The sequence below is a fragment of the Pseudomonas lactucae genome (assembly GCF_016937615.1).
GTDB classification, from domain to species: domain Bacteria; phylum Pseudomonadota; class Gammaproteobacteria; order Pseudomonadales; family Pseudomonadaceae; genus Aquipseudomonas; species Aquipseudomonas lactucae.
In genome coordinates this window covers 1-14,138 of record NZ_JAFHKI010000101.1, presented here as the reverse complement: position 1 = coordinate 14,138, position 14,138 = coordinate 1, and the positions used below count along the sequence as shown (strand labels likewise).

Sequence of the window (14,138 nt, the reverse complement as noted above, 5' to 3'; positions counted from 1 at the left end):
CAACCTCAGTTAACGCCGGTTACGCAAATGGTCACCGACCTCGAACTTGACGACCTCGGTAGTGCCCGAACCTTCGAAATGTCGGGATAGTTCTGCAAGGAACCACCCCATGGCCGAGCGCCCGCCCTGCAGGCGAAAGACTACGGTGCAATACTCATCGCAAGGCGGGTGGAGTTGTTGGATAGCAGGTGGGGCGATGATGGTGGGTTGATCCAACATCAAGAAGACTCCTAGCCAAGCACCGTTGGCATCAAGATTGGTAAAAATGACTTGGTGAAAAGTGCCTGCTTGGCGATTTATTTCATTTAGCCTCCAACCGCCTGCTTACCGTAGAGATCGCTTCGCGCCATTCCGGAAACAACTCGATGGCCAGTGCTTGCATGGTTTCCAGCGCCGTTGGCGAGCATCGCTTACGTGACTGGCGTGTGTCGACTCGGTGGACCGGTAGGCCTAGGGAAGCGGCATTGAGGTACGCCACTCGATCCGGCACTACGGTGTCTAGGACCGAAATGTTGGCAGTCTCGGCGAAAGATTCGCGCAGGCTGCGGATGATCATTCGTGTGTCCACCCTAATGGCATTCACCTGGTTTAGTAGCAGTCGCAACGGTGGTGTTGTAATGCCTAGGTGACGGAACGCTTCTAGCTCACTCAGCAGATTCAAGGTGCCGCGTCGCAGTTCGCGGGCTGCGAGCATTTCCGGCGTAATGGGGGAGATGGCGAGATCGGATGCGAGCACGGCCATTTCCAGCAGTACGCTGCGCGCACCTTGAGTGTCGATGAGCAAGAGGTCATAGCGGGAGCTGAAATTGTCGAGCACATTGCGCAGCCGCAATCGCCCGTCAGGGGCGTGCAGCAGAAGTTGACTCAGCCGACCTTGATCGTCGTTGGAGAGGATCAGGTCGAGGCCGGCAACCGCAGTGTTAGAAACTATCTGCACAGGGTTTGTCAGTTTGAGCGCGATAAGCTCGTACGCGCCTGCGGTAGCCTCATGGCTCAACTTGTAATAGCTGGAAAGGGTGGGTTGGCTATCAAGATCCAGCAGCAGAACACGCAGTCCAGCATCCGCGATAAGACCTCCGAGGTTGGCGGTTACTGTGGTCTTACCTACACCACCTTTGGTGGAAACTACCGATACCACACGCATGGCATCAGCCCTGCTGCGCCAAGCGTTCGGTGACCCACTGCTCGATTTCCAGCGAGTCCCAACCGACTGCGCGAAGTCCAATGCGCTTGGCCTGAGGAAACTTTCCTTCCTTCATCAGATTGTAAATGTGCGCACGTTTGAAGCCGGTTTTCCGTTCTACCTCATCGCGGCGCATGATGTGGCGTTCGACCGGCGTTTGAGTGGCTTCAACGAAAGATGAGGACTGATTGGTCATGGTAGTCACTCCTAGCGCCAGATGGCATTGGGTGGGAAGTGACTTGGATTCAATGCCAGAAAAAGACGTGAGTCATTGCAATGCAAGCGACGTCATTGCACTGCAATGCTCAGCTTTTGGCCTTGGCAAGGCTACGTCTGCCGGCTGCAAACTTTTCATCAAGTGAGCGTTTGCTCAGTCCGGCGACGCCACCATAGTGCGCAGTTATAGAGTCGACAACAGCGGCCTGACTATCGAAGATAGAGTGCTTTCTTCCTGCCTGTGACGAACCCAGTATGGTGTTGACTAAGGCTCCGATTACGTTCAGAAAACCTGCTTTGCTGTGGTCGCTAAGCTGTTGTCTGTTCTCAGCGTGCTGGCGTAGGCTTTCGCGCTCCAGCCCGGCCGCCTTTAGCTCGTCGATCAGAAATTGAAGTTTGGTTTCTGTTGCTTTCAACTGTACCTGGAGGGCATCACGGTCTGCCTGTAAAACCAAATAGGTGCTGTAATGAATAGTTTCCTTGTCAGTTGCGGTTTGGTTAAAAAGAAACGACGGTCGCTGATCTGGGTGGTAGTGCAGCATCCACCGCTTTAGGTCCGAATGTCTTATGGTCAGTAGCGTTAGATCGACTGGGGTGCTGTGAGTAACGGTAATACCTAAAGCTCCGTACGGCATCTCATGATTTCTAATGGCATCCAAGATCTTACCTAAGCTTGCATGCAAGCATGGCCAGTGAGGAAAGCTATTGATGAGACGATCCGGATCTTCCCAGGCTGACTCGAGAATCTGCGCCTCATGAGCAATCAGGTCGCACCAGCGTATCGCCGCTTCAATGGGCTTGTAGAAGAGCTTTTCGACGACACCAGATCCATTATTTTTGTACATAGCGGCAGCTTCTATGCAAGGGCAGACCCGCTAGGTTCTGTCTAAACGTCTAATGCTATGACCTAGGCTTCCGTGCGGTTGCTGTCCTGTACTTCATTTGTAGGCGTCGAATTAGAGCGCTCAGCTCAATAGGAGCCTAAACATCGCCTCTCTGGCTATATGGTGCGACGATGTTGTCTTGGTGTGCTTAATTCCAGACGCATCGCCTTCGGGGCACTGGGGTTACATTGACGCCCTGCGATGACTGTGAAAATACCTGGAATCGAGCAGGTTTTGTTTGGTTTTGTGGGGTTCTATCAGTCCTCATTATGCTCATCCGAATGTCGATAGAAATTACAAATGTGTAGAAGCAGGGCCGTAATCCGACCCAGCTCATCTCAGATTCCGAGAAAAAATACAACGACTGGCGTTGAATGCACCTGGTACGCACAAAAACAGCTTTAAGTCAGGTTATCGCGGTCGGTTTGGTTTTGCAAGCCGTGCCCATACCAGGTGACCAGATCACAGTACCGGTCCGATTCGACTGCGTTGGGCCAGGGCATCGTAGTGGGACTGCAAGCATCGTCGCCTGCGTCGTCTGACATCAGGGAGGAAGGGCAGGGAATTAGCGATAGTGAATTGGCGCAGCAGCGGCGTGGATGGCGTGGGGGGGGAATTTTGCGACACAGAGTCATCATAAAATGACAGGTTAAAGAGCAATTTGAATTCAGGGAAAATAGTAAGCTTTAAATATGTACGTGAATTATTGGATTAATTTTATGTGTGGCGTAGTTGGAGTTTGGCTCAAGGGCATTCATATGAGTGCTGTAAACGGGGTAACAGAATGCTGAATTTCTAGCATTGGAAAAGACCTTGTCATCAATGCAGCAATAGGTTGGGTGGGCGTCTCAGGAAAAATATACATGAATTTGTATGTGTGTTATGGATCGCTAGATAATAAGATATCCGCTTGGATTTATTAGTGTTAAGTGTGTCTGGGTAGTGTATTAATAGATTTCGCTGGGCGTATTTTCAATATTATCGTATGTGAGGGGTGCTTGTATTCAATATTGCGTATGGAGTTAAGGGTGGTATGCTCAAGATGTTGAGTGTTTCATGTTATCTATTATGGTTACTGGCTGGCTTGGTTTGTAAGTTTATGTTTGTATGTGGGGGTGAATTAAAGGCTTCCGCTTTTTATTTTTTTAGTGCTTGGTCGGACATGCCGATACTCTGGAGAGGGTATTGATTTTTGTGTGATGGTTTTAGGTGTTCTAGGCGTATATCGAAGCATAATGGTGTCGAGTGAGTATTTGAACGTGTTTGCCTTATTACAGTTGTCGACATTTTTATTGGTCTGATTTTGATTTGAAGCTAACGTCCTAAATTGATTTTTGGTGAAGAATTAAAAGCGTTCTATAAACTTTTAATTATTAAATAGTTGCCGATCAATAGGGTTCGCCACTCCCCATAGCCTTGCGTTTAGGAAGTTTATTGATGCGTTTTGCACCCTATATCCTCGGCAGGAGCTGGCTGTTACCGATCAGGTTTGCTCCGCGCGGTGAGCCGCCCGCCGCGCGCTCCTAACCCCGGATTCCATGTGCACACCATCAAAATCATTGCCCGCGAACGAGATGCCGTGTAGAGATTCGGCGTGGCGTTTGAAGTCCAGAATCCTCCTATGAGCACCAGGTGCATAACGAGCCATGCCCCATTGATGTCTCACAACTTGAGCCTCATCGACCCAGTTTGATATGTTAGGGAAGAATGCTTCCATATCTCGAAGGGCGTGGCTAATGATCGTATTGTCTGGTTGAGTAATTAATAGCGCAGAGCTTGGATAGCATGACTATGCAGAAATTATTGCCTTACCGCTTGGTACCATATAGGGTGTTTTCTTGCTATGATTTATAGCCATATTAAATGTGACATCGCGATAAGGGTGTCCCATGTACACATATGCAGGCGATGAAACTGGTCTGTCTAGGAAAAAATATACCAGCACAATAGGGGTGTTAGTAAACTCCGTTAGGAATTTAGCTGAGGTTTCTAGTTCTGAAGGTAAAATTCGAGCGGAAACATTAATAGGCACGCGGCTATAACATGGTCGCATTTTATGGTCTCGCCGCTATCAAGAAGAACACCATCAACCTTGCGTCCGGATGATAATATCTTAAGTACCGGACTCTCGTATCGGACCTCCAACTTGGAGGCCAATCGCTCCGCTAGGGTTACTATCCCCGTTCGCAGGCCAAATACTTTGGTAGTAAGTTCCAATTTGGTGGAATTAAGCATGTGATAGAGATTGGTGAATTCAAGAGCAGTGTTGGTCATTGCGTGCATCATTGGATGTAAAATATAATCACGAAAATCACTGCCTGCCCAATTGAGCGCTTCCTCTACTGAGATGTTGTCATAAGCGGGCAAATCGCGAACAATTTCAAATTGAGGATAGCGCCTTGCGAGGGCTAAATAGCGAGCTACAAACCAAGAGAGGTCACGAACTCCTCGTCCATTCATCAGGCTAGTTATACCTAGATTGCCATTAGGGATACGGCTAGCCCCGTTACGATCCAGGTAGGAAACCTTTCCATCCAATGGCATAAGATCTCCGCGTAGCCCTGCGTGCTCTACCAAGCCGAGCATCTCTGTGTAATTTGAATGAATGCCTTGAGCTCCAGCCTCTACCGAGTCTCCATGACGTGTAAGTCTTTGGATTCGGCCCCCTGGACGATCAGATGCCTCAAGAATGGTCACTTTTTGGCCTCGCAAGCTCAACGCCGTCGCAGCCGCGAGACCAGTGATCCCCCTCCAATTACGATCACGTGTTTACTCACTTTGTATCCCCCCACCGCCAAAGCAGTGTCAAACGCCCATAAGATTTTTGTTAAAGTTGACTTAAGTCGGATTATGCACGAAGCTGATTTCGGGTGCTACAGGCAATTTTGAGACCGTGCCCCTGGGGCCTTTGGCTAAATTTCTAAGAATGGAGCAGGGTGATGCCTAACACCGAATCGCAATTCTCTAGCGTGCTATTCACGGGTCGGTCCGGTTTAGAGCTGTTCTATCGAGACTACACATCGCGAGAAGCGGGAACGCCCGTGCTCTGCTTGCACGGATTTATGCGTAATTCTCGGGATTTCGAAGACCTTGCGCCGCGCTTGGCTGCGGGCCGGCGAGTCATCGCTCCCGACCTGCGCGGACGAGGAAACTCTGCCCGCATGACGAATGCAGAGGATTATCACTTCGACTTATTGATTGAGGATATGTGGCAGCTTCTTGATCATTTGAACATTGAGCGCGTGGTGATTATCGGGACAACATTAGGTGGCTTGATGGCCATCGAAATGGCAGGCAAGAGACCAGAGCGCGTCGCGGGGATCGTGGTGAATGATATCGGGGGGCGAATACCGTTACCGGCACTTAAGCGAATGGCTGGCCATGCTGAAAGTGCGGATTATTCATTTGAGGAGGCGGTTGCGCGAGTTCAAGACCACAACGAGGCGATCTATCCGGGATTTGATAAAGATGATTGGGTACGTTTGATGCTCCGTGCCTATCGTGAAATTGCGCCTGGTCGATACGCTCGTGATTTCGATTTGCTCACGATGCGTGAATCAGCACGTATGCAGGCAGAGCGGCCCGAGTTCTGGCATGAGTTTTCCAAAGCAAGCGCTGTGCCGGTAGCACTCATTAGAGGGGAGCTATCAGATCTGCTAACGGATGAAATCGCGCAGCGGATGATTGAATTGAACTCTGATGCAGTCCTTACCGTTGTTGCCGACAGAGGGCATCCGCCATTGTTAAACGAGCCTCAATCGTTGGCTGCGATAGACGCGCTTTTAGAGCGAGTCGACTAGCCGGTCAGAGCTAATTAGCAAGATCATTTTCAGATCACTTTACTAGGCGAGAGAGAGTTCATGACACCTGCCGAAATTCAGCTGCGTCATTGGGATGCGATCGTGATAGGCACGGGAATTGGAGGAGCTACCCTCGGGCAAAGCCTGGCGCAGGCTGGCATGAGCGTGCTTTTCTGTGAGAAAGGAGCGAGCCATCTGACGGCTCCTGATGCACTCGTTGGCAAGTGGGCGGAGACGTTTTTCGAAGGCGAGCATTCTAACAATTCGTACACTAGTTATCTTAAGCGAGCAGGTCGCTTATCTTCCCCCATACTTGAAGTAACGGGAGGGGGCTCAAAATCGGTTTTACCTATTCTGGGTGAGGGGACGGGTGGATCGAGTGTGCTTTATGGGATGGTCATGGAGCGGTTTTTTCCAGTCGACTTCGAGCCATCTGTTTACGCCAATGGTGCCTCGGGCGCGCAGACTCCTGATAAGTGGCCTATAGCATCTGGAGAACTTGAGCCGTATTACGCGAAAGCGGAGGCTCTCTATAATGTTAAAGCAACCTTAGATCCCCTGCGGCCTGGCAAAGAAAGCCGTTCGATTCTGCCTCCGCCGCCATATAGCCCAGCGAATGGGGAGCTGTACGAATACCTCTCATCGCAGGGTTGTCATCCTTATCATCTCCCCATGGCATGCGAGTATAGACCTAGTTGTCGCGAATGCATCGGCTTTATCTGCGATAAGCGCTGTAAGGGCGATAGTGTAAATATTTGTCTTGTACCTGCATTAAAGGAGAATAGTGCCGTTCTCGCTGACAATTGTGAAGTTCTCAAGCTGCAGACTGAAGCTGCTCGTGTAACGTCTTTTCTTTGTCTGTGGAATGGTAAGCTTGTAACGCTTAGGGGGACTACCATCATATTGGCTGCTGGAGCCCTTGGCACTCCAGCTATACTGTTACGCTCAGCCTCCAAAAAGTGGCCGCGTGGGCTCGCTAACGGGTCGGATCAGGTTGGCCGAAATTTGATGCGTCATTTTCTCGATTACTACATTGTTAAGATGCGTATGCCGCCGCGCGAAAAAGATCTAATCAAACAATTGGCGTGGAATGATTTATATGTCAGTGACGGTATCAAGTTAGGTACCGTACAGTCGAATGGCAATCTTCCGCCGGTGAGTGTAATCGCACATACTGTAAAAGAGGATCTGACGCGTAGCTCTAGGTTGCTAGGCCTGCTTGCATCCAGGATGTCTTCGATTATTGAATGGGGAGTGAAAGCATCGCTGCGAGATACAATGGTCTTTGCAGGGATCATGGAGGACTTTCCATATGCTGATAATCGGGTGACTTTGAGCGCGGATGGGCAAATCAGAATTGAATATTCAATTCATAAGGAAGATAGAGATCGGCTCGCCCTATTTCGTAGAAAAGTAAAATCTGTATTCAAAGGGTATCGCACACGTTTGAATCCGGCTGCGGAAAAAAATAGTATTTTAGGTCATGCATGTGGAACTTGTCGTTTTGGTGATTTACCTCACAATAGTGTACTTGACAGAAACAACAAAGCGCATGAGTTAGATAACTTGTATGTTGTCGATAGTTCTTTTTTTCCTACCAGTTCGGGTACTAATCCATCGCTTACGATTGCTGCGAACGCCCTAAGGGTGGCTGATTTAATAATTAACGCGTCTTACATTGGTGGGAGGGCAGCCGATAAAGTTAATCGTTGAGGTGGGGGTGAGGGATCTTACAAGTATAAGGGAGCGATAGAGTTAAAAGGCCTGTTTGAGTGCTATAAGGTATTGATCAGGGGAGCTTATAAATGAAAATAAATATAAGATCGATAGGGAGCATTCGTGCTAATTCTTTGTCAAAAAAGGAAGCCGACAAGAGTAATGATGTGGCCGATCGGATGTGTTGCGTCTTAGCTTCAATAATTGGGGTCGGCGGCTGGATTGTTGTCTGGATGTTAATCGTTTGGTATGGTGATTATCGAATTTTGTAATATTAGCGATATATTTTGTAATGTTATATTTTTGGCTGATTGACGTAATAGGTTGATCAGCCTTTTTTTGCGCTGCGCTCTATAGGGTTGGCATCTAGCTAGCGCATGGTTGTTGATGAAAGTCATACGCTAGCTGATTGTCTTTAAGCGCCGACTCATCACAATTGGAGAAATAACTAATAGCAGAAGTACAACGGCGCCGTAGTAATAGGTGGCGATGGTTAATCCTGCATAATGGACTAATATGCCGACTAAAATTGACGGAACGATAAGAGAGAGCTGACTCGCAACCCAGTAAGCCGATATTAAACTTGCTCGCTCAAATGGTAACGCTAGCGGTAAAAGCTCTTTGGTCATGCTGATAATGCACGCGCCTACTCCAAATCCAGCAATGATTGTTGAAGTATAATATATGTAGGTTTTGCTGGAGTAGACACCGCCTAATATGCCTGCAACGCCGATCACTAATAAAATTATCCCCAGTCGATTAGTGTAATCTGATCGCTTGCGCCGAAGTAGTACTACGGACATTGCACCGCTGAAACTCAGTAAACTGACTACGATACCTCCAACGCTCGTTGAGGTGGTTGAGATTGAGGCTTTTACCAAGGAGGGTACCAGGGACAGGAAAAACCCATTTAACGACCACACTGCTATGTTCATCGGCATGATAGCCAAGAACGTGGCCTTAGCGGACGCTGGAATGGCTAGTGACGGGCGCAATGCTTTGAAAGTCAAAGGGCGCTTAGAGATTGATTCATTAAGCATATGGACTCCCACTAACTGGAATGCAAGGCCTATTGCAATCAGCGCATATATCAGTTGAAGCGGCATCGGTCCAAAGTCGACGCTTAGGCTTGAGAGAGCGACGCCAGCGCCCGTTGCCAGGAGCGGAATTACGCTCGTTGCAATTGTCGCTCTGTCACTATTGATATCTAACAAGAAGGCGCCCAGCACGGCTGTAGCCATCCCGGTTGCGCAACCTTGGATGAATCGAGCGAATAAGAGGTGCGTGAGGCTGTCTGCTTGTAAAAATATAATCATTGATACCAATTCAAGAATAATTGCCCCTGCTACGACGGGCTTGCGACCCAAATAATCCGACAGTGAGCCTACTGTAAAGAGCGCAGAAAGCATGCCAATAGCATACATAGAGAATATTAACGTCAGGGCAATCGAGGAGAACCCCCATTGCTGTTGATAAATTAGATATAACGGAGTAGGGGCGCTGGAGGCCATAAAGAATGTCCACAGCACAAGCGACAGAAAGGCGAACGATAGGTTTTCATAAGATTTTACATGAGAGAGGTGCATTTTCTATTTAACCTAGGCAAGGGGGGCACGCGTTAATAACCGGGAGCACCTGACGATTAAGAAGGAGGGACCAAAATCAACAGCAAGGTTCCTAAGAGGTAGTACGGGCTCATTACATGAATGCTGGGTCCGGCTTCGTAATCAGCGGGAGGCAACTGCGGGCCTGCGGCGAACCGGATTTGATTTGCGCTCATTTAAAAACTGGGTGTCGATCCTCGGTTGATTCCAGTGGCGAATAGCTGAGCCGAGGTAGTGGTTGCTACGTAGGCGATATGATCCTGAGCGTGCCAGCTCATTTTTTACGCCGTAACCTGTCATTAGTCAGGTTAAAGATACCGGTTTGGTACAACGCTCGCAACATGCGCCGCTTCGCTTTCTCCAGTTTGTTATCATTATATGACCTTGTACGTGAATCCATCAGATTTTCCCGCACGGTTTCTGAACGGGTCTTGATCTATATATTGACTTATGTCAGATTTTTGCTTCAACCTATAGTGCCGTTTAATCCGCATGCCATCCTTACAAATCTGGCCTCTAGGAAGAGGTAGAGGGCCCTTAAGATCCGCAACCATATGTTTTTTCGAGAAATTTTCTAGGTCGCTAGCATTTTAGAGATGCGGGCAGAGAGGAGAGCGCCGGGATGTCTATAACAAAAACCGATAGTACTGCTCGTGACTGTATTCACGTGGGGCTCGGTCAGCAGGTCGTCCCCTTACGAATGATTTTTTTGAAAGCTCCAATCGCCGCCTGCTGTTCTTGGAGGCTGTCGCTTGAAGTCCCTTTGTGCAACGACAATAGGTCCGTTCTTGATCTTGCTCTGAGGCGGCATGGGGTTGATGACCATAGCGTCGATGATGCTTCGATCATGGCGCCCCTACCCCTGGAAAGCCCGCTGCCCCAATCATGACGATTGCTGCTAGGTCGGCAAGAATCTTCTCTGCCTGTAGTGCTTTTTGAAATGGGCCACACACAATCAATACCTTAGGGTGAATAACGATGAGCGGTACTCTAGATACGCTGGATTCTGTGGATCTCGCGCTGCGGAACAAGCAAACAGTAATGTGGATTAATCCAGGGCGGGGGGCTAGTGGAAAGCCTGGAAAAGCTTGGGGCTCTGAACTTATTGGTGAGGCCGACATCTTCAAGGCTTCGGAGCGATTTAAAAAATTCGCTCCAGTTTTGACCACCCTTTTTCCTGAGCTGGAACAGTCCAACGGCATTATTGAATCTCCGCTCCTTAAAGTACCTAAGCTTCAGGACGCGTTAGGCCTGAGCTCGGATAGCGGAAGGTTATTCGTAAAAGCAGACCACGGACTGCCGATTGCAGGATCTATCAAGGCTCGCGGTGGAATACACGAGGTATTGGAGTTCGCCGAAAAAATCGCGTTGGGGCGTGGAGTGATCACCGAAGGTGATCCGAAAAACGTACTCAGCCTCGCCGGGAAGGAGCTATTGAATCAGTATAGTGTTGCAGTTGGATCTACTGGCAATCTGGGCTTGAGTATAGGTGTTATCGCATCTGCTCTCGGTTTTGAAGCCATCGTTCACATGTCGGCGGACGCAAAAGAGTGGAAGAAGACGCGGCTTCGGGATCGCGGAGTAAACGTAGTAGAGCATGAGGGAGATTATGCTGCCGCCGTTGCCGCAGGGCGTACGGAGGCAGAGCAGGACTTGTATTGCCATTTCGTCGACGATGAAAGTTCATTTTCTCTCTTTGTTGGTTACAGCGTTGCCGCTTTGGCGTTGCAAAAGCAGTTAGCTGAGCAGCAAGTTATCGTGGATGAGCATCATCCACTATTCGTCTACATCCCTTGTGGCGTGGGTGGCGCACCCGGAGGGATTGCGTTCGGGTTGGCGCATCTCTTTGGATCATATGTTCATTGTTTCTTTGCCGAGCCTACGGAAGCACCATGCTTCTTGGTTGCGATGAAAGATGATAGTGGAGGCCATCCGAGCGTCTATGACATCGGGCTTAGTAATCACACAGAGGCAGACGGGCTGGCAGTTCCCCGGGCATCTGAACGCGCGGTGGAGGTGATGCGACCAGTGCTTTCAGGAGTATTTACGATTGATGACGATATGCTGTTTAAGCACGTCCACACTGCTTGGCAAGCGGAGTCAATCAAGGTCGAGCCATCTGCCACTGCAGCCTTCGACGGTCCACTCTGGGTAACCGAGTCTCTTGCTGGAAGAGCATACACCGCCGCCAATGGGCTCGAGCCATATCTGGCGAATGCAACCCATATCATATGGACGACTGGGGGGCTGTTCGTACCCTCTGGCGAATATGACAAGTTCTATGCCCGAGGTGAGTCATTGAAGGGGTGAGGTGCCCGCGGTTCACCGTCGACGAACTTGCCAAGCCGCGGTCCGTACCGTGACCGTTCGAGGTCGCTTTCTTTACAGGTATTAGATTATAGCGATCACGCCAGTTTAAAAGCCGACAGATGCCGGCTTTTAAACTGGCGCAGGGCCTATACCTTTAACGGCCTAAGTTTGATGATCTTAATCAGCTTCGTCGGGTGAACAGCAACACATACAGCACCGGAATCAACCCCAGTGTCACCAATGTGCCGAGCGCCAGGCCGCCCACCATAGTGATCGCCATGCCTTTCCATAGGGGGCCGGCAAACAGCATCAATGGGATCAGCCCGAGGATGCAGGTCAGTTTGGTCATGACGATTGGGCGCAGGCGTTTGACGGCGGCATTCACCACGGCCTCGTGCACCGACAGGCCATCGCGCAGTTCTGCCTCGATACGTTCCAGCAGCAACACTGCGTTGTTGACGATAATCCCCGCCAGGGACAACAAACCGAACGTGGCCATGAAGCCGAACGGATAGCCGGTGATCAGCAGCGCGACCGCAACGCCGATCAATACGAAAGGGATGGCGGAGACCACGATCAGCAGCTTGCGGAACGAGTTGAATTGCCAGACGAACAGCAGCAGCATCGCAACCAGCGCGTGTGGCAGGTATTGCAACAGCGCCTGGTTGGCGTCCGCTGAGTCTTCGATTTCGCCGCCCAGTTCGATGCGGTATCCCGGCGGCAAGGCCAGTGCAGCCACCTGTGGCGCCAGCTGTTCGACGATCGAGGTGGCCGTCAGCGACGGGTTGTGCCCGACCACCGTGATAGTCCGTTCCTGATTGCGCCGTATCAGTGTGGAGGGCTCACTGGACGCGACGATATGGGCAAAGGCTGCCAGCGGCAGGGGCGTCGAGCCATCGACCGGGTAAACCAGTATGCCGTTTAGATCGGGGGAGGCACTGATCGCCGTTGCGGGCTCGCGCACTACCATTGGTACGCGGGTTTCGTTGTCCTGCAATGACGAAATCTGGATTCCGCCAAAGTGCAGCTGTAGCGCCTGAGCGATGGCTTGGGTGTCTACACCGGCGCGGCGGGCGCTTTGTTGGTCAACCTCAACGGTGTAGCGGGTCAAGCGTATGTTCCAGTCATCGCGCACATCTAATGTGCCTGGCAAGTTACGCAGGGCTGATTCAAGTTTGCCTGCCACCGTTCGCAATACACTTTCGTCCGGACCGGTCACCCGGTAGATCGCGATCCCGGCTTCTGTGGTGCCCATGGAAAAGCGTTTGGGTTCGCCGCGCAGTTCGGGATGTTGTTCGAGCAGGTAGCGGCGCGTGTCAGCGATGACCTTATCAATATCTGTACCGGGTTTAACGCTGACGGTGCAGTAAGCCGTCTCTGGGGCTGGCAAGGGTGGATTGAGACCCAGCACGATCCGTGGTCCGCCATCGGCGACGTAGCCGATGCTGTCGATGACCTGAGGTTCCTTGCTCAACCAGCGGCTGATCTCTCGCACACTTTGCAAGGTCTTGCGCGAACCGCTGCCGGGTTCCAGGGTGATGGGTATCTGAAATTGCAGCCGGTCCGACTGAGGCAGAAAGTCATATGGCACGCGCATCAACTCGAAGATCGCGGCGGCCAGTAACCCCAGCATCGCCAGCAAAAACAACACTTTGTGCTGCAGTACGCGGCGGATGACCGCCCGGTAGCCTCGGTAAAAACCGCTGTCATAACTGTCCTCTGCCGTGTCCTGGGGAACGGCCTTGGCGAAATACAGGCACAGCAGCGGCGTGACGGTGATGCTCAACAACCACGAGCCGAGCAGCGTCAGCGCCAGCACGACAGCCAATGAACGCAGGTATTCATTGGTGCTGGTCTGACCGAGAAAGAACGGCGAGAACGCCAGCACGATCACCAGCGACGAGGTCAACAATGGAATCGCCAGCGTGCGTCCGGCGTCCTCGCAGGCCTGGCGCCGATCCTCACCGGCGTGCAGCCGACGTTCAATGTCCTCGGCGATCACGATGCCGTTGTCCACCAGCAGGCCGAGCGCGAGGATGATTGCGGCGATCGACACGGTTTGCAGCTCGACCCCGAGCATGCGCATGGCGATCAAGGTACCGAGGATGGTCAGCGGCACAATCGCGCCCACCACCAGCCCGGTGTGCCAGCCCAGGAACAGCATGACCACGGCCATGACGATGACCACCGTCTCGATCATCACATGCTTCATCTTGGCCATCTGCTGATCGACCACATCCGCCTGGAACGTCACCATATGGGCGCTGAAGCCCAGCGGCAGCTGCTGTTCCAGCTGGGCCAAACGCTTGCGCAAGGCCACGCCGAATTGATGAACGTTCTGTCCTGGCGCCATGGACACTGCCAGCACCACGGCGTCCTGGCCTTGATACACCGCAGCGGTCTGGGGCGGGTCGGCCGCCATCAC

Annotated in this window: 11 protein-coding genes; 3 read left to right on the top strand and 8 right to left on the bottom strand. The window is 51.1% G+C overall.

Features of this window, described 5'->3' with window-relative positions; all coding sequences use genetic code 11:
- Positions 1–9 precede the first annotated feature (9 nt).
- The 6 genes from JWR98_RS18650 to JWR98_RS18625 all read right to left on the bottom strand — a co-directional run bounded on the left by JWR98_RS18650 (position 10) and on the right by JWR98_RS18625 (position 5,028).
- Positions 10–219, bottom strand: a complete 210-nt coding sequence (locus tag JWR98_RS18650; protein WP_205490809.1) for a hypothetical protein — start codon at positions 217–219, stop codon at positions 10–12.
- A gap of 82 nt (positions 220–301) precedes the next feature.
- Positions 302–1,144, bottom strand: a complete 843-nt coding sequence (locus tag JWR98_RS18645; protein ID WP_205490806.1) for a ParA family protein — start codon at positions 1,142–1,144, stop codon at positions 302–304.
- A 4-nt stretch (positions 1,145–1,148) separates the two neighbouring features.
- Positions 1,149–1,379, bottom strand: coding sequence for an AlpA family transcriptional regulator (locus tag JWR98_RS18640; protein ID WP_205490804.1), 231 nt, complete (start codon positions 1,377–1,379; stop codon positions 1,149–1,151).
- Between the two features lie 109 nt (positions 1,380–1,488).
- Positions 1,489–2,244 carry a hypothetical protein gene (locus tag JWR98_RS18635; RefSeq protein ID WP_205490802.1) on the bottom strand — a complete coding sequence of 252 codons (756 nt, stop codon included), beginning with the start codon at positions 2,242–2,244 and terminating at the stop codon, positions 1,489–1,491.
- A gap of 1,522 nt (positions 2,245–3,766) precedes the next feature.
- Positions 3,767–4,045: an FAD-dependent oxidoreductase gene (locus JWR98_RS30270; protein ID WP_425273202.1), complete on the bottom strand. Its 279-nt coding sequence runs from the start codon at positions 4,043–4,045 to the stop codon at positions 3,767–3,769.
- A 227-nt stretch (positions 4,046–4,272) separates the two neighbouring features.
- A complete protein-coding gene (locus JWR98_RS18625; RefSeq protein WP_341869752.1) occupies positions 4,273–5,028 on the bottom strand; it encodes an FAD-dependent oxidoreductase in 756 nt (251 codons plus the stop codon).
- 194 nt (positions 5,029–5,222) lie between these two features.
- On the opposite strand from JWR98_RS18625, the gene JWR98_RS18620 reads away from it, so the two are divergent.
- Together JWR98_RS18620 and JWR98_RS18615 are read left to right on the top strand one after the other, a co-directional pair.
- Positions 5,223–6,083, top strand: coding sequence for an alpha/beta fold hydrolase (locus JWR98_RS18620; protein ID WP_205490798.1), 861 nt, complete (start codon positions 5,223–5,225; stop codon positions 6,081–6,083).
- A 60-nt stretch (positions 6,084–6,143) separates the two neighbouring features.
- Positions 6,144–7,796: a GMC oxidoreductase gene (locus JWR98_RS18615; RefSeq protein WP_205490796.1), complete on the top strand. Its 1,653-nt coding sequence runs from the start codon at positions 6,144–6,146 to the stop codon at positions 7,794–7,796.
- A gap of 404 nt (positions 7,797–8,200) precedes the next feature.
- On the opposite strand, the gene JWR98_RS18610 is transcribed toward JWR98_RS18615, so the two are convergent.
- Entirely contained in the window at positions 8,201–9,385 is a 1,185-nt protein-coding gene (locus JWR98_RS18610) for an MFS transporter (RefSeq protein ID WP_225908780.1), read from the bottom strand.
- Positions 9,386–10,381: 996 nt separating this feature from the next.
- Here JWR98_RS18610 and JWR98_RS18605 point away from each other — a divergent pair.
- A complete protein-coding gene (locus JWR98_RS18605) occupies positions 10,382–11,713 on the top strand; it encodes a D-serine ammonia-lyase (RefSeq protein ID WP_205490791.1) in 1,332 nt (443 codons plus the stop codon).
- A 181-nt stretch (positions 11,714–11,894) separates the two neighbouring features.
- Here JWR98_RS18605 and JWR98_RS18600 read toward each other — a convergent pair.
- Positions 11,895–14,138, bottom strand: a 2,244-nt coding sequence (locus tag JWR98_RS18600; RefSeq protein ID WP_205490789.1) for an efflux RND transporter permease subunit, incomplete at its 5' end; no start/stop codon positions are given.

Bases quoted from the DNA above. Each gene is read 5' to 3' on its own strand.
- JWR98_RS18645 (WP_205490806.1), bottom strand. From the start codon at position 1,144: ATGCGTGTGGTATCGGTAGTTTCCACCAAAGGTGGTGTAGGTAAGACC.
- JWR98_RS18605 (WP_205490791.1), top strand. From the start codon at position 10,382: ATGAGCGGTACTCTAGATACGCTGGATTCTGTGGATCTCGCGCTGCGG.
- JWR98_RS18640 (WP_205490804.1), bottom strand. From the start codon at position 1,379: ATGACCAATCAGTCCTCATCTTTCGTTGAAGCCACTCAAACGCCGGTC.
- JWR98_RS18615 (WP_205490796.1), top strand. From the start codon at position 6,144: ATGACACCTGCCGAAATTCAGCTGCGTCATTGGGATGCGATCGTGATA.
- JWR98_RS18650 (WP_205490809.1), bottom strand. From the start codon at position 219: ATGTTGGATCAACCCACCATCATCGCCCCACCTGCTATCCAACAACTC.
- JWR98_RS18620 (WP_205490798.1), top strand. From the start codon at position 5,223: ATGCCTAACACCGAATCGCAATTCTCTAGCGTGCTATTCACGGGTCGG.
- JWR98_RS18635 (WP_205490802.1), bottom strand. From the start codon at position 2,244: ATGTACAAAAATAATGGATCTGGTGTCGTCGAAAAGCTCTTCTACAAG.
- JWR98_RS18610 (WP_225908780.1), bottom strand. From the start codon at position 9,385: ATGCACCTCTCTCATGTAAAATCTTATGAAAACCTATCGTTCGCCTTT.